This window comes from Stenotrophomonas beteli, from assembly GCF_001431665.1.
In the GTDB taxonomy this organism is placed as follows: domain Bacteria; phylum Pseudomonadota; class Gammaproteobacteria; order Xanthomonadales; family Xanthomonadaceae; genus Stenotrophomonas; species Stenotrophomonas beteli.
The window spans coordinates 81,477-100,467 of sequence record NZ_LLXV01000021.1; the positions used below are offsets into that span (position 1 = coordinate 81,477).

At 63.1% G+C, this 18,991-nt stretch carries 20 protein-coding genes; 4 read left to right on the plus strand and 16 right to left on the minus strand.

Annotated elements, in window-relative coordinates; translation table 11 throughout:
- Positions 1-58: 58 nt before the first annotated feature.
- The 11 genes from ARC23_RS20330 to ARC23_RS04715 form a co-directional block, all read right to left on the minus strand.
- Entirely contained in the window at positions 59-424 is a 366-nt protein-coding gene (locus ARC23_RS20330) for a thioredoxin family protein (RefSeq protein WP_080356154.1), read from the minus strand.
- A 57-nt stretch (positions 425-481) separates the two neighbouring features.
- Entirely contained in the window at positions 482-811 is a 330-nt protein-coding gene (trxA, locus tag ARC23_RS04665) for a thioredoxin (protein WP_019338236.1), read from the minus strand.
- 40 nt (positions 812-851) lie between these two features.
- On the minus strand, positions 852-1,973 hold the full coding sequence (locus ARC23_RS04670) for an alkene reductase (RefSeq protein ID WP_057496157.1): 1,122 nt from the start codon (positions 1,971-1,973) through the stop codon (positions 852-854).
- A gap of 70 nt (positions 1,974-2,043) precedes the next feature.
- Entirely contained in the window at positions 2,044-2,604 is a 561-nt protein-coding gene (locus ARC23_RS04675) for an OsmC family protein (RefSeq protein WP_019338234.1), read from the minus strand.
- A 106-nt stretch (positions 2,605-2,710) separates the two neighbouring features.
- Positions 2,711-3,391 carry a DsbA family oxidoreductase gene (locus tag ARC23_RS04680; protein ID WP_057496158.1) on the minus strand — a complete coding sequence of 227 codons (681 nt, stop codon included), beginning with the start codon at positions 3,389-3,391 and terminating at the stop codon, positions 2,711-2,713.
- A 112-nt stretch (positions 3,392-3,503) separates the two neighbouring features.
- A complete protein-coding gene (locus tag ARC23_RS04685) occupies positions 3,504-4,067 on the minus strand; it encodes a TetR/AcrR family transcriptional regulator (RefSeq protein ID WP_057496159.1) in 564 nt (187 codons plus the stop codon).
- Between the two features lie 95 nt (positions 4,068-4,162).
- Positions 4,163-4,504: a carboxymuconolactone decarboxylase family protein gene (locus tag ARC23_RS04690; RefSeq protein WP_057496160.1), complete on the minus strand. Its 342-nt coding sequence runs from the start codon at positions 4,502-4,504 to the stop codon at positions 4,163-4,165.
- Positions 4,505-4,527: 23 nt separating this feature from the next.
- Complete coding sequence (locus tag ARC23_RS04695) at positions 4,528-5,322, minus strand: SDR family NAD(P)-dependent oxidoreductase (protein WP_057496161.1); 795 nt, start codon at positions 5,320-5,322, stop codon at positions 4,528-4,530.
- A 598-nt stretch (positions 5,323-5,920) separates the two neighbouring features.
- Positions 5,921-6,415, minus strand: a complete 495-nt coding sequence (locus ARC23_RS04705; RefSeq protein ID WP_238985193.1) for an ABC transporter permease — start codon at positions 6,413-6,415, stop codon at positions 5,921-5,923.
- A gap of 45 nt (positions 6,416-6,460) precedes the next feature.
- Complete coding sequence (locus tag ARC23_RS04710) at positions 6,461-6,823, minus strand: hypothetical protein (protein WP_049450030.1); 363 nt, start codon at positions 6,821-6,823, stop codon at positions 6,461-6,463.
- Positions 6,820-7,683 (minus strand): hypothetical protein, encoded by an 864-nt coding sequence (locus ARC23_RS04715; RefSeq protein WP_057496163.1) that lies wholly within the window; start codon positions 7,681-7,683, stop codon positions 6,820-6,822. The genes ARC23_RS04710 and ARC23_RS04715 overlap by 4 nt, the downstream gene beginning before the upstream one ends.
- 147 nt (positions 7,684-7,830) lie before the next feature.
- On the opposite strand from ARC23_RS04715, the gene ARC23_RS04720 reads away from it, so the two are divergent.
- Positions 7,831-8,178: a helix-turn-helix domain-containing protein gene (locus ARC23_RS04720; RefSeq protein ID WP_074726288.1), complete on the plus strand. Its 348-nt coding sequence runs from the start codon at positions 7,831-7,833 to the stop codon at positions 8,176-8,178.
- Between the two features lie 351 nt (positions 8,179-8,529).
- On the opposite strand, the gene ARC23_RS04725 is transcribed toward ARC23_RS04720, so the two are convergent.
- The 4 genes from ARC23_RS04725 to ARC23_RS04740 form a co-directional block, all read right to left on the minus strand.
- Positions 8,530-9,138 (minus strand): hypothetical protein, encoded by a 609-nt coding sequence (locus ARC23_RS04725; protein WP_049450024.1) that lies wholly within the window; start codon positions 9,136-9,138, stop codon positions 8,530-8,532.
- A 94-nt stretch (positions 9,139-9,232) separates the two neighbouring features.
- Complete coding sequence (locus ARC23_RS04730; RefSeq protein WP_049450022.1) at positions 9,233-9,655, minus strand: hypothetical protein; 423 nt, start codon at positions 9,653-9,655, stop codon at positions 9,233-9,235.
- Between the two features lie 134 nt (positions 9,656-9,789).
- Entirely contained in the window at positions 9,790-10,563 is a 774-nt protein-coding gene (locus ARC23_RS04735; protein WP_057496164.1) for a hypothetical protein, read from the minus strand.
- Between the two features lie 11 nt (positions 10,564-10,574).
- On the minus strand, positions 10,575-12,458 hold the full coding sequence (locus ARC23_RS04740; protein ID WP_057496315.1) for a site-specific integrase: 1,884 nt from the start codon (positions 12,456-12,458) through the stop codon (positions 10,575-10,577).
- Between the two features lie 202 nt (positions 12,459-12,660).
- On the opposite strand from ARC23_RS04740, the gene mutS reads away from it, so the two are divergent.
- From mutS to katG, 3 genes are all read left to right on the plus strand, one after another.
- The gene (mutS, locus tag ARC23_RS04745) at positions 12,661-15,216 is read left to right on the plus strand and encodes a DNA mismatch repair protein MutS (protein ID WP_057496165.1); all 2,556 of its coding nucleotides are present in this window, start codon (positions 12,661-12,663) and stop codon (positions 15,214-15,216) included.
- Between the two features lie 153 nt (positions 15,217-15,369).
- Positions 15,370-15,969 carry a DUF937 domain-containing protein gene (locus tag ARC23_RS04750; RefSeq protein ID WP_057496166.1) on the plus strand — a complete coding sequence of 200 codons (600 nt, stop codon included), beginning with the start codon at positions 15,370-15,372 and terminating at the stop codon, positions 15,967-15,969.
- 147 nt (positions 15,970-16,116) lie between these two features.
- Positions 16,117-18,354 (plus strand): catalase/peroxidase HPI, encoded by a 2,238-nt coding sequence (gene katG, locus ARC23_RS04755; RefSeq protein ID WP_057496167.1) that lies wholly within the window; start codon positions 16,117-16,119, stop codon positions 18,352-18,354.
- A 222-nt stretch (positions 18,355-18,576) separates the two neighbouring features.
- Here the strand turns inward: katG and ARC23_RS04760 are convergent, their stop codons facing one another.
- On the minus strand, positions 18,577-18,984 hold the full coding sequence (locus tag ARC23_RS04760; protein WP_057496168.1) for an RNA-binding S4 domain-containing protein: 408 nt from the start codon (positions 18,982-18,984) through the stop codon (positions 18,577-18,579).
- Positions 18,985-18,991: the final 7 nt, after the last annotated feature.

Consider the following 18,991-nt stretch of genomic DNA (forward strand, 5'->3'; position numbering starts at 1 on the left):
GAATCGACCTCAACTTGTGGACGGCCGATTCGAACATTTCGGAGCATTCGGTTGTCGACTATTGGCGTGCGCTATCGAGTCGCTTCTGAGCCCACTGCGCGATACGCGGTGCGGACAACGAGCCCAGGAGCCTGCCTACTTCTTGACCTTGCTCGTCATACATCAGGAGCATCGGCACAGCAGCGACCTTCAACGAGTCCAACAGCTGCGGATCCGTCGCTGCATTCACCTTGAGGAATCGGGCCTTTGTGCCCATTGCCTCGGCGGCGGTAGCGAAAGCAGGCTCCATCGTCTTGCAGGGAGGACACCATGGTGCCCCTATGTAGAGCAGAAGAGGATCGGCTGTAGAGCGCGCAATGCGGTTGAATCCCATGGCGTTCACTTCTTCCACCTTCCCAACCCATGAAGGCACGGACGTGTTCATCGCTTCACCTTCTTTGCTACGCGGGCGCCCCATAGAGGACGCCCGCTTGGTTGTGGCTTACTCGCCCTTTACGAACGGAGCGATCTGCTCGTGCAAAGCCTGCTTAGGCATCGCGCCGACGATCTCCTTGGCGACCTTGCCATCCACGAACACTTTCAAGGTAGGGATGGACCGCACCCCAAATCGCTGAGCCAACTCCGGGTTCTGATCGATATCGACCTTGACCACGTGGAGCTTGCCTTCAAGCTCATCGGATATCTCTTCCAAGGAAGGGGCGATGGCTCGGCAAGGCGGGCACCAAGGGGCCCAGAAGTCCACCAGCACCGGCGTCTTGCTTTCAATGACGTCGGACTCGAAGTCGAAGGTTGTCGTGCTACGGGTTGCCATGTCACACCTCATCTGTAGCCCGCATTAGCGGGGTAGTTGATCAGACGACTTCTGCGGCGGCGCTAGCGCCATCGTAGGTCGGATAGTCCGTGTAACCCTTGGCTCCGATCACGCCATAGAAGGTGGACGGATCAGGCTTTGCCAGCGGCCAGCCGTTCTTCATCCGCTCCACCAGGTCGGGGTTGGAGATGAAGTTGGTGCCGAACGCAATCAGGTCGAGCTCGCCCTTGGCCAGTTCCGCCTCGGCCAGCTCCTGGGTGAACCCACCTGCACCGATCAGCGTGCCCTGATATGCCTTTCGGAACGCGGCGCCGAAGCCAGCCGGCGTGCCCGCTGCCGAGATCGTGGTCTGGTAGTTCAGATGCACGAACGCCAGGGTCCGCTCGTTCAGAGCCGAGGCCATGCTTGCCCACGCTTCAGCCTCGCCTTCGAAGGCCTCCATATCGTAGATGCGACCAAACGGGGACACGCGAACGCCCACCTTCTCGCCGCCAATTTCAGCCGCGACCGCGTCGATGGTTTCCAGCAGCAGACGCTGACGGTTCTCGATCGACCCACCATACTGGTCGGTGCGGGTATTGAGCTTGCTGCTCAGGAACTGGTCGAACAGGAACGCGTTGGCGGCCATCAGTTCGACGCCATCGAAGCCCGCATCCATCGCACGACGCGCAGACGAGGCGAAGTCCTGAATGACACGCTTGACCTCATCGGTGGTCAGTGCACGCGGCTTGCTCGGAAGCACCGGGCCTTCCTTGCCAGGCTCGACCCATGCGTAGACCATCGTGGTGGTCGCCGGCACGTCGCCCGACGACACCGGCGCGACGTTGCCCGGCTGCAGCGAGACGTGCGACAGCCTACCGACGTGCCAGAGCTGGGCAAAGATCTTGCCGCCATTGGCATGCACCGCATCGGTGACTTTACGCCAGCCTTCGGTCTGCTCATCGGTGTAGAGGCCGGGGGTATACAGGTATCCACGACCCTCATCGGAGACCGGAAGGCCCTCGGTGATGATCAGACCGGCCGAGGCGCGTTGGCCGTAGTAGAGCGCCGTCAGTTCGCTCGGGATGTTCTCCGGCGTGCGGGTGCGGGTCATCGGGGCCATGACGACGCGGTTTGCCAGCGGCAAGCCGGAAAGGTCGTAGGTAGTGAACAGCTTGCTCATGATGGTCTCTCTTTATTGAATACGCAGTGCGAAGGGGCTGCTGCTACAGGTGCTGTAAATGGAGGAAGGCTCAGCCCTCGACGACTTCGAGCTTCGGAACCATGCGGATTGCCTTGGAGAAGTTGGCGTAGTTCACCGAGGTTTTAGTAACGGTTCTGTGCAGCTCTTCCACTTGCTCGCGCGATCCATCTGTGTGCAGCCGAACCACGTAGCTCACCTCGTCGTAGCCAGGATTGACGCTCTCATCCAGGCCCAGCACGCCGCGCAGATCGAGCTCGCCATCGGTTTCGATTTCCAAGCTGTGGATCGTGATGCCCATGGCAGCAGCATTGACCGCATAGCCCACCGACAAGCACGCATTGAGGGCGGCCATGAGCAGTTCCTGCGGATTCGGCGCCGTGTTCTGACCCAGGAACTCCAGCGGTTCATCCGCGGCAATCTCGAAGTGGCGCTTGTACTCTTCACCGCGGATCGAATACCGGCTCACGGTCGCAACGCTGCGGGTCTGGTTCTCCCACTTCGTCTTCACGTTGAAACGGGCACTACGCTTTGCAGGCTCAGTGGTTGCGGCGACTTCTTGTGCGACAGCCTGAAGAGCAGAGACGTCAATGCCGTTGAGGTTGGTGGTCATTTGAATGGTCCTTTCAAGAATGCGCCCTTGGCGCGTTGAAGTGCATCGGAAGGGCATCGAGCCACTTCCTTAGATTTATCGATATCTCGTTGCGTGTCCGGAAGGCTCAATGGCAGCCGTCGATGCCGCAGCTTTCGCCTTCGCCGGCGACACTCATTGGCGCTGGCATCTCACGGGCTGCTTCAAGGATGGCGCGTTCGAACACATCCACTTCTCGAGCACCGGAGACAAACACCTTGTTGTTGAACAAGAACAACGGAACGCCATTGGCGATCTGGTTTGCATCCATTTCATCGCGTCCGATCTCAGCGGCGATGCGCTCAGAGTCGAACTCGAACAAGGTGTCCGTCACGCCGACCTCTTTGGCAAGCGATGCCAGGACGTCCTGGTCAAAGATGTCGATGCCATCGGTGGTCGCTGCTTTGTAGATGCGCTCGCTCAGCAGCTGGGACACCACCGGGGAGCGGATACTCTTGACCAGCGCATGCGCAACCGTCGTATCACCGAAACGCATGGTGTCGAAGTTGTAGACCAAGCCTTCCAGGATGCCATTCGTGCTGACGGCCGCCATCATCCGATCTGCGCCCGCCGGCCCGCCCAGCTTCTGATACAACGCGGTCTTGTAGTCCATGGGCTTGCCCCCTCGCGCAAGGCGATAGGCCTTGTGAGTCACCTCAACCTGGACCTGCCCTGCGAGCGAGACAACCGCCTTTTCAAAGCGTTTCTTCGCAATCCAGCACCACGGGCAGACGTAGTCCGACCAGATGTCCACCTTGACCGTTTTCATGACGCTCTCCATTAATCCGAGCAGATGCGAACTACCATTCAGTCGGTAGGCTAAGCATCTGTAAAAAATGCCGTGCGAGCCCTCAGTGCTTGAAGGCAGCACCGCGATAAGGTCAGGCGTTTTCGACGATCAGCCTGATGACACTTGGCTGCAACGAGTCGGCGTCTTTGGTGGCCCAGTTGATGAAGCTGGAGCCCTCCAGAACACTGAGAAGCAGGAATGCTTTCTGCCTGGCGCCACTGCCTTTGGGGATTTGCTTGAGCTTGATGCCTTGCTCCAGCATTCGGGTGAGCCAAGTCAGCTGCATCTCAAAGAACCGCTGAGTCAATTGCTGCATGCTCGGTGGCAACGCGGACATCTCTGCAGCCAGCGCCCCGCATAGAGGGAGCAACTTGCCGTCGTCACCAGATTTAAAGATCTGGAAAAAGGCTTCAAGGCGGGCAACCACATCGCTGTGCTGAACCTCAACACGATCGAACTCGGTGCGGACTCGTTCAATGTAGTCCTCCACGATTGCCCCGCCCAAGTCTTCCTTGGTCGGGAAATGGTGATGGATGCTTGCCTTGCGAATGCCGACAACCTCAGCGAGGTCCGCGTAACTGAAGGCGCTGTAGCCGCGGGTTCGCATCAGGTTTTCAGCGGTGTGAACCAGGGCGTCGCGTGTGCCAACGGCCATCTCGATACCTCCACTTTGATGAGATCAACTCTACCTACCACATGGTAGTTAGTCAATGCCCAACGACAACCTCATTGCCGTCGTTGGGCTGCGGTTTACGCACCAATCTCGTCATACGCCTCAAGAGCGCGCGAGGAGTAGACATAGGCGGCGCCGGCATTGAGTGCGATGGCGGTGCCCAGGGCAGCGGCGATTTCTTCCTTGGTCGCCCCGGCCTTCTTGGCCGCGCCGGCATGTGCAGCGATACACCCATCGCAACGGGTGGTCACAGCCACCGCGAGCGAGATCAGCTCATGGGTCTTGGCGTCCAGCACGTTGCCCTCACGGGTAGCGAGCTCCAGCTTATGGAAGGCGCTGGCCACAGGGGCATTGGCCTTGTTGAAGCCACTGACACGCTTGATGAGCGACTTCAGCTCTTCGGTCCACTTCTTTTCCATTTCGTTCACCTTTGTATGTTGGATTAATTGCCGAGCTTGCGAGCAGCCATGACGCCGCCGTCAACGTCCCAGACCGCGCCGGTCACCCAGGAGGCCTTGTCAGACAGCAGGAAGATGACGGTCTCTGCAACGTCGCGCGGTGTGCCATTGCGACCCAGCGGGTGGAAGCTCTTGAATGCATCCAAAGCCCCAGTGAGTTGCTCGCCGGGGATGAAGCGCTCAAAGATCTTGGTTTCCACCATGCCGGGGCTGACTGCGTTCACGCGGATGCCGTGCTCCGCCAGCTCTGCAGCAACGTGCCTGGTCATTGCATCCAACCCCATCTTGGCCATCGAGTAGGCGGGCGCCTTCACCGTTTCGATGGCCTGGCGGGCCGCAACAGCGGTGACGTTGACGATCGAACCCGGCTTCTTCTGCGCGACCAGCGAAGCGGCCACCTGCTGGGTGATGAAGAACAGCGAGCGATTCAGGTCGAGGAAGTTGTTGTAGTCCTCAATCGAGTGCTCCAAGAATGCCTTCGGATAGAAGATGCCTGCCGTGTTGACGAGGAGGTCAATGTCGCTGTGTTCCGCCGCCAGCTTTGCAAGCAACGTCTGCACGCTTTCCGGGTTCGAGAGATCTGCGGCGAAAGCAGCTGCCTTGCCCTCCCCCGCTACGGCCGCCAACTGCTGGCGCGCAACCTCTGCCTTTTCCGGGCGATTGCCGACCACAACGACCGCGCCGCCCTGCTCGGCCACCATTTGGGCGACCTCCAGGCCGATCCCACTGCTGCCACCCACGACCAACAACTTGCGACCGTCGAACTGTTTGATGTCCATCTGATTGGCCCTTATGCCTACCTAGTGGTTGGTAGGCTATGCCGATGATCGATGGGTGTCAAGAAAGACTCGCGGCCTTTTCATTCAGCTTGTTCAGGTCTAGCCCTGAACCACCTAGGGAGCCCTGGGCTGACCTTGGTCAGCCATAGCAGGTCGATAAATAGTGGAGCGCCGCAAAAGGACGTCAGAGAGTCCCGATCTCGGAAATGGTTACCTGTGCTTCTACAAGGACAGCGACCAGCATCCGTCCCCCGGCAACGGTCCGCCCCACGCTTTTGTTGAGGTAGGCCGCCTGCAGCCGGCCGGCCTCCAATACGGCGTCAAGTTCGAAGCTGCCCGGACGCCCGCGCAATGGTTCCCCGGGTAACGCCAGGCCACCTTCCAGCGGCTGCAGCCGTGTCGGAGCACCGCCCGCATGGGCACCGACGCGTTGATCGCTGCGGCCAAAACGGGCCTCAGGGACGCCTGCGAGAACTACCGGACGGCGCTGATCGAGCATCGAGGGACGTAGGCGGCCATCGTCGCGGCGTCTTTTGCGGACCGCCCAAAGGCGACATTTCCCCTCCCTTTGACGGTTTTTAGAAGTTCGTGGCCCGCCCTACAGACTGGTGGCGCGCCACGCGCGCCCGATCAACCCGCCCACCAGTGGCGCAATCGGGAAGACGGTGTAGAGGGCGGCCAGCGCCAGCGGCGGGACGGAAACAAAGAAATTGCGTTCCGATTCAATCAGACCGGGGTAGAAGATTCCCACACCGATGCTCGCCAGCTGGATCGCGACCACGACCAGCGTCCCCATCAGTGCCCCCTTCCAAAAGCCCCCGCGCCTCGGTTCCAAGAAGGGATTGACCGCCTTGGCTGCCCGAACGCGCGCCGCCCGCCAGTTCAGCACGTAAAGCAGCAGGAGGAGCGCCAGCGCGCCGACACCGGCAGCGAACGCCGCCACAGCCTGCCAGGCAAACCCCAACTCTCCAGAAATTTCTGCACCTCCTACGAAGGCGAGCAGGCCAGCGCCTCCAAGAAGGACCGTTGCGGGTGCGAGCAGGCCCCACTGCATAGTGGACGCGGTCGAGTGAGAGCGAACGTGAACATTCATGGAACCTCCAAATGAGCGAAACCGAGGGCGGGTTACGGGGGCCGATCAGGGCTTCTTCTGTGCGTCGATGAGCACCCACTGTCCTGCCCGCTTTTCAAAAACCAGGTCTACCCGGGCCGGCACAGGTGCAGGAGCCTCCTTCAGTTGGCGACCGCCCTCGAAACCGATCACATCGAGGGTGCCGCCCGTCACGCACGTCGTTCGCTCGGGCCCGGTCTGACTACAGTCGGCGCTCAAGTTGTCCCAGCCACGCACTTCCACGCGCTGCCCCAGTTCGGCCACCAAGTTCGCGTTGAAATACTGCTCGTACCCCTTCGCCACCTGCTCTACCGACGGGCCCTGCTCCGCCTTACCGCATGCGCTCAAGGCAACGGCTGCTACCGCGGCGACCACCATTCCACGCTTCATGCACCTTCTCCTTGGTTCCTGGTGACATCCACTTCGATCGTTTCGTTCCGATAGCCCAGGCTCACCTTCTCGACAGTCACGTCCATCTTGGGCTCCGTGCCGTCGATCCAAACCCGATTGACCGAGAAGACCACGCGGTCGTCCTGGAACGACCGGCCTTGCCGCGCGAGGTTGGCCGCTTCAGCGGGGTCCATCCGGATCAGCAACCGGTAGCGCCCCGCGTTCGGAGGACTGGACACGCCCGTCGGCGTCTTGCGGATCCAGGGGACGAAGTTCTTTCCGGTGACACTCAAGCCAGCAACCGAGATCTGCGGCATCGGCACGAACACTTCCATGACGCCCCGATCCGGGTTGTAACTGACCCCACCCAGTGCCTTGAAATTCGGGCGTACGGCATACCGCCGAATCCCTTTGAACCGCTCCAGCCGGGCGTCGAAAGCAGGCCCGAAACGCTTCTCGATCGCCGCCGCGGATGGCTCCGCCTCTTGGCTGCCGGTCGTCCTCTTTGCAGCCACCCACGCCTGCCGTAAGCACCACTGCCGCTTTTCCGATGGCAACTGATAGGAGGAATGGGCCATGGCCAACAGGCCCATGTCGCACATGTCGATCCCTTGCGCGCCCGTGGAGGACAGCCCTTCGCGCAGGTGCTGAGCACCCTCAAGGGTGTCCCCGTCCAGGTCCCAGTAGATGCCGGCCGGCTCGGCGTACAGGGGATGGGATACCTTGGCCTGTGATCCGGACTTTCCAGAAAGGGCCCCTCCAACCTGCCGTAGCAAACCCGATGGGGTCTTGGATTGGGCGCTGGCACCCGTCGATAAGGCCAGCGCGATCGCGCCAGCCAGAACTGCCCCGTTCTTCATACAGCCCCTCGTTCCTTTGGATGGACTTGCCACATACTTACGTGGCACGTAGAGTCTACCCGGGGCGTAGGCCTTGCGTCATGATCGGTGCATGCTTGCACTGCATCCGTTCAGCCTGTGACTACGCCGACAACTCCGCGAGCGATCGTGGCCGCGCGCTTGCGCCAAGCCAGGATCCTTCGAGGCTTCAGCCAGCGCGAAGTGGGGGTCAGGATGGGCCTGGACAAAGACACCGCATCGGCTCGCATCAGTCGATATGAAAGCGAGTCGATGACGGTGAGCCTGGAAGCACTGTTTGAGCTTGCGCAGGCACTGGACGTGCCGCCGGCCTACCTGCTGGCGACGACGCCGGCGATGGCCGACGCGATTTTGGCACTGGGCGTTCAAAGCGAGACCCAGCAGGCCAAGCTGTCTCAAGCCCTCGAAGGGCTCGCCGCGCTCCCACCCGGCAAGCGGAAGCAAGCCATTGACCGACTCTTGGCAGACTTCACATAGCCGATAGCGATCGTTCTGTCGGTTTCAGTCGCCTGCGCGCGGTGACGCCACGGATGCGGGTCGTTGCCTGTATGCCAGCCGCCTCCTCCAGCATTCGCTCACCCAGCCTTCAGTTCCTGCGATCCGACTTCGAGGTCCCGCTGCAGGTTGTTGCCAACAGGATTTAGACCTACTAACGAAGGGCATATTCTCCAGAGCGATAGCTCCTCATGCAGCCGAGGGGCCTTGACAGGCTAGAAATTCAGCATACCTTTCCAAAATGAAGAAGCACTCCCAAGCTAGAGGAATTATTGCCGTTGCTCTCGCATGGCTTGCTGTAGCCATTGTTCTTGCAGATAAGATCATGGCCAGCTAAATGAGAGGAAGCGCTGCCGCCGCAAGAACCATAGCAGTTCCATAGAACGTATTGTATGAGGCAGACAGTAGGCCTTCGGCTATATCTTTCTGAGACAGCCACTCTCGCCTTTGTTTTTTGGAAGACTGCTCCATGACGGCCTGTTCGTAGTTGGATATTAAATCATCAACATCTGAGCGCCACTGCTGAAGCGAGCAGGGATCACAGTTGCGCAGACCTTCTAGCAACTTGACAAAGGCCCGGCTCTGCATGACCTCTCTAACATACACTGTCGGATGCTCTTTTTCGTTATCTATCAGCCGGTTAAGATAATTTCTCTTCCAGAATCCGACATAGACACCCAAGAGGATCTGAAGACCACCGGCGAATGTGAGAATGAGCTGCGCATCCTGTATCGTCCGCGGGGAATGGACATACTTTCCGTACACAACGACAGCAATTGAAAGTATGCCCGCCACTATCCAGGTGTACCTACCAAGGAAATTTGCCACCAGCTCTATTTTGGCCCACTTCCCCGCCATCTGCCTGCCTTGTGCTGCGCGAATCTCCCACTCAGCACCCATGTCTACCGGCTCAGTATTCGCATCTTCCATATTCAGCCCCATTTATCGTTCAAGGTTCACACCTCGGACACGCCACCCAACTAAATAAAAGAAAATTTAAATCGACCCAGCTGCTGCGACTCCAACTCTGAGACTATCATCTGGATTGTAGGTAATCTGCTAAATCATAGTCGCCCGCCGAGCGAGCGGCCTCAGCCGCCCCTCCTTCTTGAACGTCCGCCCCTGCAGCAAAGAGTGCCTCGGCGATCTGACGCTTCACCTCGAAACCAAGCTCGGTGTCACGGGCCAGCCAGACCAATGGAGGCTGATCCTCATCGTCGTCTGTGTAGGTATAGGCATCGGGGTCCAGGCCAGTAGCTAAGAGCGCCGTCACCAGTTCGGCATCCCCCATCGCGCAGGCATTGTGCAGTTGGGGATACATCAGTGACCGCCCACGCTCCTGGAGGCTTTCTGGCAGCGCCTTTACCGCATCCAGCATCTCATCGAAGCGCTCACGGAAGGCCTCATTTCCGCTGTACAGGTCGTCGAAGCCCATGGCGGCTGCAATGCGTGCGTTCATATCTCTTCCTCTCTAAGGTTGAAGGACCATCACCTATCCAAGTGGGTGCTACGCGCTACGACTACGGCTTTGGCCAACTGCGCGCTGTCTGTCAAACGTGCCCTTAGTCGCCTCCCCCAGGCCCATCTGCCGCGTCACGACACTTCTTTGTCTCGGGCAAAAGGCCGCACTGGCACACCCATCGCATCCCCTGGTGCCCAACGCGCCTCCAGATCATTGGCTCGCTGGACGGCTTGCGCTTCGCAGAGTTCACGCATCGCCGCCTGCAACACCTTTGCGAAGGCGGCATGGTAGGGCTCACGCGTCTCCCCGTTGACCCAAGGCGCCTGCAATGCAGCTTCAACCGTGGCGTCCCATAGGTCACCCCGTTCAAGCGCACCGCTGAGCACTTGGTCGCTCACCACCAGGACATGCCCAGCCACCCGGCCATCCACCAGTGCCCACTCATGGGGAACCAGGGCAATGTCATCGAGCGTGGCCAGCGTTGCGATACGCCCCAACTTCTTCTGAAGCCGGCTTGCATCGTCCCGGGCCTGCCGCAGGGCCAGTTCTATTTCCAGCTCACGAACCCGTTGTTGGGCTGCGTCCAGTTCGTCGATCAGGCGACGCTCTTTGACACTGCGCCCCACGCGGGAGGCCTGCCAAGCGACAAGTTCGGTGTAAGGGTAACGGACGTGCTCGTTGGCCCCTCCACCAGCGCGGCCGGCGCCTTTCACAAAGGGCGGCCCTGCAGGAGGCGTTCGGCGGCGCCACTCGCCAAGCGTATCGAAGTGGACCCCGAGGTAACGCGCCGCTGCTTTGGTGCTGACCGTAGGAGGCGGCAAGCCTGCGGCGGCTTTGTTCAGCTCAGCATCCAGTGCCGCAGAGCGCTGCTCCAGGTAATCCTCTTCTTTGCGTTGGCATTCCATTGGGTCGCTCCTTACTGGGCGTCGCGCCGGTTTCTTGCTGAGAAAATGGAGACTGGGGCATCGCCGGACTCGTCCAACCGAGGCTTGTCCGTCCCCTTCAAGCGATTCCAGACACGAGGACTGGTCGCGACCATGTGCTCCTCCACGCGGCCCATAGCCTCGCGAAGCTTTGACCATTCCTGCTCGGTGTAGCGTTCGGAGACAGCGGCCATGCGATCCTCGCCTCGCCCCAACGTTCTGTGGTGGAGCAGTTGGGACACGATTCGACTTTCGCCGAACAGGAGGGCGGCGTAACGGCCGAGCGTCCGGCGCAGATCGTGGAGGGTCAGCCCAATGTCCACCTCTGCCCGCAAATCGAGCAACCCCGCGTCCCGGCGCACGTTTGCCACGATGCTCTTGCTGTCCGAGTAGTGCCCCGTGGTGCTTCGGTCCGATCGGGCGGGGAACACGAACATGGTTTTGGCCAGCGCGCGGCGTGCCCTCTCCACCTCTTTTTCCAGCCGGTCCAGCAGATCCCGGCGTGCACGCCTGGCTCGAGCGGCGCCCAACACTTCTTCCGCGTCCGCCAAGTCTTGCTTGAGCTTGGTTTCGTCCGCGCGCTCGTCGAAACGCCGCTGCAAAATCTTTTCAGCAAAGTAGGCCACCGGCAGGTAGCGCTCCTCGCCATTCTTGGTGTCAAACAAGTAAACCTGAGAGCCCGCTCGCCTCGTGTAAGGGTTGACCTCCTCCGGCCCGGCCAACCATACCCAGGACACTTCCGACTGGCGCAGCTCGCCCGGGGAGCACCGGTCAAACCAGCGCAGGGGAGCGGCCTCGCCGCGGCGGGTACCCCAGAGCAGGGTCAGCAGCAAGTAGTCCGCGCCGGTCGCGTTCAAGCCGCCTTGCTCGTCCCGCCGAGCCAAGATCACTTTGAGGACCGTAGGCAGCGTCTCGTCCCCTAACGGATTGCGCACTTCGGCGCGCTCGTAGTGTCGGCGCAGTGCTTGCGAGTCCCGCAGCATGTCGTCGTCGTGGATGACTTGGAACGGGTTGTAACGCAGCACCGGCTCCCGCTGCTGCTGAGCCGCCGCTTTGCGCTCCCGCTTCAACACCAGGTCGACCGCCCTCTTCGCGTCTGTGAACGCGTGCTCGGTCGACGCCAAACCGGCCGCTTTGACTCGCTGGATGTATTTCCCGGTCACGCCCAACGCTTCGAGCTGTTGCGTGGAGAGCTCGGCCCAATCCGACTGGTCGGCCAGTGCTTGGCGCATCGGGGTGGGGATCCGATTGGAGCGCACCATGGACGATCGCCGCAGGCCGTCGAACGCACGGTGGATGTCCTTGTCCAGAAGCTGAAGGATCGGTTTGTCCGCGAGCCCGACTTCCGGGCGGGCAAACCGCGCCAAACTGTCTTGGATCGCCCGGATGCTGGCGGGCTTGGCTTTCTTGTTGCGGACGCGCTTCTGCAGGTCCTCAACGTAGGCCGCAAAGCAATCCGCCAGCGTGAGCCCCTTCAGCTCCACGAGCTGCTCGGCTCGGGCCTCTTCCTTCGAAGGATGCTCGCCCGTTTCTCGAACCACGGCCAACTTCCGCCGCGCCAGCTCGTAGGCTTGCTCCGGTCCGATGTCGGTGACGCTGCCCAGGGAAAACCGACGAACCCCGGCCGGGCCTCGGACCACGACTTCATAGGTGGTGCGGGTAGTGCCCACGTAGAAACCAAAGCCCGTTGGCGCCCCCTGATTGCCGTCCAGGACGCGGTAAGGCTTCCCGGCGTCTTCGGGCAGTCGAGGGGCGATGACCACCCTTCCCTGCTTGCCTTCGACCGGGCCTCGCGCCACGCTCAACTCGCAGATTTGCCGGTAGGTCAGCTTAAACTTGGTGCCTCGGCGGCGCGGGGCCGCAACAACCGTATCCATGGTCGATCCGCCGTCTGTCCGTCGCAACATCGATTTGATCCTCTTTGAATGACTGGCGCAACCGCGGCGCAACGAAGAACCCCGTTACTTGCCGCAAGTCGCCTGGATTGATCGCTACAACCCGTAGGAAGTTCTCTTGCAAACCACTGATTCAAAAGCGAAACCGTCTGCATCGAAGTCCAGCGCAGAGCACACGCCCCTCATGAAGCAGTTCTTCGCAGCCAAGTCCGACTACCCGGACCTGCTGCTGTTCTTCCGCATGGGCGACTTCTACGAGCTGTTCTACGACGATGCACGCAAGGCTGCGCGCCTGCTCGACATCACCCTGACCCAGCGCGGCAGTTCCGGCGGCGCGCCGATCCCGATGGCCGGTGTGCCGGTGCATGCCTACGAGGGCTACCTGGCGCGCCTGGTGGCGCTGGGCGAGTCAGTGGCGATCTGCGAGCAGATCGGTGACCCGGCGCTGGCCAAGGGCCTGGTCGAACGCAAGGTGGTGCGCATCGTCACCCCCGGCACGGTCACCGACGAGGCGCTGCTGGATGAACGCCGCGACACCCTACTGATGGCGCTGTCGCGCAGCAAGCAGGGCTACGGCCTGGCCTGGGCCGACTTGGCCGGCGGCCGTTTCCTGGTCAACGAAGTGGAGACCGACGACGCGCTGGAAGCCGAACTGGCGCGCCTGGAGCCTGCCGAACTGCTGGTGCCCGACGAAGAAAACTGGCCGGAGTTCCTGCGCCAGCGCACCGGCGTGCGCCGCCGCGCACCGTGGCTGTTCGACGCCGACAGCGGTCGCCGCCAGCTGCTGGCCTTCTTCAAGCTGCATGACCTGAGCGGTTTCGGCATCGACGACAAGCCACGCGCCACCGCCGCCGCAGGCGCCCTGCTTGGCTATGTCGAGGAAACCCAGAAGCAGCGCCTGCCCCACCTGACCTCGATCGCGATGGAAACCGCCGGCGAGGCGATCGCGATGAATGCCGCTACCCGCCGTCATCTGGAACTGGATACGCGCGTCGACGGCGATACCCGCAACACGCTGCTGGGCGTGCTCGACAGCACCGTCACGCCGATGGGCGGCCGCCTGCTGCGCCGCTGGCTGCATCGCCCGTTGCGCCTGCGCGAGGTGCTGGTGCAGCGCCACCACGCGGTGGAAACGCTGATCGACCGCGGCAGCGACGCCGACATCCGCGAGCAGTTCCGCCGCCTGGGCGACCTGGAACGCATCCTCACCCGCGTCGCGCTGCGCTCGGCGCGCCCGCGGGACTTTTCCACCCTGCGCGATGGCCTGGGCCTGCTGCCGGCCGTACGCGAAGTACTGGCGCCACTGGATTCACCGCGCCTGCAGACCCTGCACGCCGCGCTCGGCGAGCACGACGAATGCGCGCAGCTGCTGGCCCGCGCCATTGCCGAAATGCCGCCGTTGAAGCTGAGCGATGGCGGCGTGCTCGCCGATGGCTTCGATGAAGAACTGGACGAGCTGCGCCGGCTGTCCACCCACGCCGACCAGTTCCTGGTCGACCTGGAACAGCGCGAACGCGAAAGCAGCGGCATTCCCACGCTGAAGGTGGGCTACAACCGCGTGCACGGCTACTACATCGAAATCAGCAAGGGCCAGTCCGACCGCGCGCCGGTGCACTACACCCGCCGGCAGACGCTGACCAATGCCGAGCGCTACATCACCGAAGAACTGAAGGCATTCGAGGACAAGGTGCTGTCCGCGCGCGACCGTTCGTTGTCGCGCGAGAAGTATCTCTACGAGCAACTGCTCGACACGCTGGGCGGTCAGCTGGAACCGCTGAAGCAGTGTGCCGCCGCGCTGAGCGAACTGGACGTGCTGGCCGCCTTCGCCGAACGCGCGCAGGCGCTGGACTGGGCACGCCCGGAACTGCAGACCGAGCCGTGCCTGAAGATCGAACGCGGCCGTCACCCGGTGGTCGAAGCGGTGCGCGAACAGCCATTCGAACCCAACGATCTGGACCTGCATCCGGAGCGTCGCATGCTGGTCATCACCGGCCCGAACATGGGCGGTAAATCGACCTACATGCGGCAGAACGCCCTGATCGTGCTGCTGGCCCATATCGGCAGTTTCGTGCCGGCCAGCCGCGCCGTGATCGGCCCGATCGACCGCATCCTCACCCGCATCGGCGCCGGCGACGACCTGGCGCGCGGGCAATCCACCTTCATGGTGGAAATGGCCGAGACCAGCTACATCCTGCACCACGCCACCGCACACTCGCTGGTGCTGATGGACGAGATCGGCCGCGGCACCTCCACCTATGACGGCCTGGCGCTGGCCGACGCGGTGGCCCGCCACCTGGCCCAGCAGAATCGCTGCTACACGCTTTTCGCCACCCATTACTTCGAACTGACCGCGCTGGCCGACGAACAGCATGAGGGCGGCCGCAGTGGCATCGCCAACGTGCACCTGGACGCCGTCGAGCACGGTGAGGCGCTGGTGTTCATGCACGCGGTGAAGGATGGCCCGGCCAACCGCAGCTTCGGCCTGCAGGTGGCGGCACTGGCCGGCCTGCCGCGGGCTACCGTGGCGCAGGCGCGTCGCCGCCTGGCCGAGCTGGAACAGCGCGGCGGTGAAAGCCACGCGGCCGAACTGGCACCGCAGGCACTGGATGCACCGCAGCAGTTCGGCCTGTTCAGCGCGCCGTCCAGCAAGGCGCAGGAAGCGCTGGCGGCGATCGATCCGGACGAGTTGACGCCGAAGCAGGCGCTTGAGGCGCTGTACCGGTTGAAGACGCTGCTGTAACCGCGCCCGCTGGCAGGCCTGGGCCGAGCACGGGCTCGGCTCTACAACTCACGCCCTGCCTGTAGCCGGACCCATGCTCGGCTGCCTTCGCATTCCCGTAGTGCACGCAGCGTTATGCTCGGGCCGTCCTTCCTTCACAGAACGGAGACTGCCATGAACACCGAATCGCTCGCTGCATCCCTCTTCCAGCAGCTGCAGCAGGGCCAGGGCCTGCAGCAGGTGTCCCAGCAACTCGGCCTGGACAGCAGCCAGACCGCCCAGGCCGTCGGCAGCGCCCTGCCCCTGCTGCTCGGCGCGATGGGGCAGAACGCCAGTGAGCCGCAGGGCGCGCAGTCGCTGCTCAACGCGTTGCAGCGCGACCACAGCAGTGGCGGCGGTTTCGACCTGGGCGGGATCCTGGGCGCGGTGATGGGCGGGGGCGGCAGCGGCGCCACCGATGGCGCCGGCATCCTCGGCCACGTGTTCGGTGGCCAGCAACCGCAGGCGGCACAACTGCTCGGGCAGAAGACCGGTCTCGACAGCGGCACTTCGGGCAAGCTGCTGGCAATCCTCGCCCCCATCGTCATGTCCTTCCTGGCCCAGCGCTTCGCCCAGGGTGGCAACGCGGGCCAGCTGAGCCAGGCATTGGGCCAGGAAACGCAGCAGTCCGGCGGCATCGGCAACCTGCTCGGCGGCGTCCTGGACCAGGACGGCGACGGCCAGTTCGGAGCCAGTGACTTGATGAAGCTGGGCGCGGGCCTGCTGAAGCGTTGATCGGACACGACCGTCCTAGTCGGACGGCTCCATAGGTCGCCACTATCGCATCGGTTGAATCAATCGAATTTACCCATTGGTAGGCGCCACCTATCGTGGTCAGGCCTCCCCCGATTCCACCTTTCGCCAGTCCACAGGTAGAGACCCATGAAAAGCGAAGCGAAGTGCCCGTTCAACCATGCCGTCGTCGGCGACGCGACGACCAACCGCGACTGGTGGCCGAACCAGTTGCGCGTGGACCTGCTCAACCAGCATTCGGCACGCTCCAATCCGCTCGATGCCGGCTTCGATTACGCCAAGGCCTTCAAGGGGCTGGACTACGCTGCGCTGAAGGCTGACCTGAAGGCGCTGATGACCGATTCGCAGGACTGGTGGCCGGCCGACTTCGGGCACTACGGTGGCCTGTTCATCCGCATGGCCTGGCACAGTGCCGGCACCTATCGCATCGGCGACGGCCGCGGCGGCGGCGGTCGTGGCCAGCAGCGCTTCGCACCGCTCAACAGCTGGCCGGACAATGTCAGCCTGGACAAGGCCCGGCGCCTGCTGTGGCCGATCAAGCAGAAGTACGGCCAGGCCATTTCCTGGGCCGACCTGCTCATCCTCACCGGTAACGTCGCGCTGGAATCGATGGGGTTCAAGACCCTGGGCTTTGCCGGCGGCCGCCCCGATACCTGGGAGCCGGACCAGGATGTGTACTGGGGCCGCGAGACCACCTGGCTGGGCGGTGACGTGCGCTACAAGCATGGCTCGGAAGGCGTTGAAGAGAACCATGGCGTGCTCGTGTCCGATGACGATGCCGACGGCGACGTGCACTCGCGCACGCTGGAAAACCCGCTGGCCGCAGTGCAGATGGGCCTGATCTACGTCAATCCGGAGGGGCCGGATGGCAACCCGGATCCGGTGCTGGCCGCGCATGACATCCGCGATACGTTCGGCCGCATGGCCATGGACGACGAGGAAACCGTCGCGCTTATCGCCGGCGGCCACAGCTTCGGCAAGACCCACGGCGCCGGCCCGGCTGACAACGTCGGCAAGGAACCCGAAGCCGCCGGGCTGGAAAACCAGGGCCTGGGCTGGGCCAGCAGCTTCCGCAGCGGCAAGGGCGGCGACGCCATCACCAGCGGCCTGGAAGTGACCTGGACACGCACCCCGGCGCAGTGGAGCCACGATTTCTTCGAAATCCTGTTCGGTAACGAATGGGAGCTGAGCAAGAGCCCGGCCGGTGCCCACCAGTGGGTGGCCAAGAACGCCGAAGCGGTGATTCCCGACGCGCACGACCCGTCGAAGAAGCACCGCCCCACCATGCTCACCACCGACCTGTCGCTGCGCATGGATCCGGCCTACGAAAAGATCTCGCGCCGGTTCCTCGCCGAGCCCCAGGCCTTCGCCGATGCCTTCGCCCGCGCCTGGTTCAAGCTGACCCACCGCGACATGGGCCCGCGCGCACGTTACCTCGGCCCGGAAATTCCGGCCGAACAGTTCATCTGGCAGGACCCGCTGCCGGAAGCACAGCACCCGCTGATCGACGCCAGGGACATCGCCGCGCTGAAGCAGCAGATCGCCGCAGCGGGCCTGAGCGTCGCCGAGCTGGTCTCCACTGCATGGGCATCGGCTTCGACCTTCCGTGGTTCGGACAAGCGCGGCGGCGCCAACGGTGCGCGCATCCGCCTGGCGCCGCAGAAGGACTGGGCGGTGAACCAGCCGCAGCAGCTGGCCAAGGTGCTGGCCGCGCTGGAAAAGGTGCAGGCCAGCTTCAATGCCGGCGGCAAGCACGTGTCACTGGCCGACCTGATCGTGCTGGCCGGTGGCGTAGGTGTCGAACAGGCGGCCAAGGCCGGTGGCCATGAGGTCAGCGTGCCGTTCACCCCGGGCCGCACCGATGCCAGCCAGGAACAGACCGACGTCGAATCGTTCGCGGTACTCGAGCCGGTCGCCGATGGCTTCCGCAATTACCTGAAGGGCGCCTACAGCGTGCCCGGCGAGGCGCTGCTGATCGACAAGGCGCAGCTGCTTACGCTGACCGCGCCGGAGATGACCGTGCTGGTCGGCGGCCTGCGCGTGCTCGGTGCCAATGCCGATGGTGGCAAGCACGGCGTGTTCACCACGCGCCCAGGCACGCTCAGCAACGACTTCTTCGTCAACCTGCTGGACATGGGTACGGAGTGGAAGGCCACCGGCCGCGAAAGCTACGAAGGCCGTGGCCGCACCGACGGCGCTGTGCGCTGGACCGGTACCCGGGCCGACCTGGTGTTCGGCTCAAACGCGGTGCTGCGCGCATTGGCCGAGGTCTATGCCAGCGCCGATGGCGAGAAGAAGTTCGTGCAGGATTTCATCGCCGCCTGGACGCGGGTGATGGAACTGGACCGCTACGACCTGCACGGTTGAGGCGATCGGGGTAGTCGCCGGGCATGGCCCGGCGCTACCGGCGCGCTCCAGCGGGTGCGAAGCGTCGGTTCGCATGCTCTCCGCAGCAGGTACGCCATCTCGGCCGGCGTCCCGCAGCGCCTGGACGCAGGCACGGTCCGGCGGCGAGCTCTCATGAAGCCGTTGCCACCGCGCTGCGGCGTATCCCGGAAGGCGATATCGCCGGCGAACGCCGGGGCTGCGTCACAGCGCGTCGATGTCCCCCAGGGCGCGGATCAATCGCCGCGCACGCTTGTCCGGCTTGTGCTCCGGCGGCTGGAACCCGTCACGCGCGGCGATACGCAGCGCGCGCTGTTCGGCGCGCCGGGCCTTGGACGCCTCGCTCTCGGTATACAGCTGCTGCGCGGCCGGCGCCGGCCCGCGCTGATCGCTCAGGCCCAGCACCTGGATCTCGAAGTGCTCCTCACCGCGATCCACCTGCAGCTGCTCGCCCACGCGCACCGCGCGCGAGGATTTCGGGCGCTGCCCGGCCACGCTGACCTTGCCGGTTTCGATGGCCTGCTTGGCCAGGCTGCGGGTCTTGAAGAAACGGGCCGCCCACAACCAGATGTCCAGGCGGACACTGGGCGACGGCGGTGAAAGCTCGGGCATGAGGCGA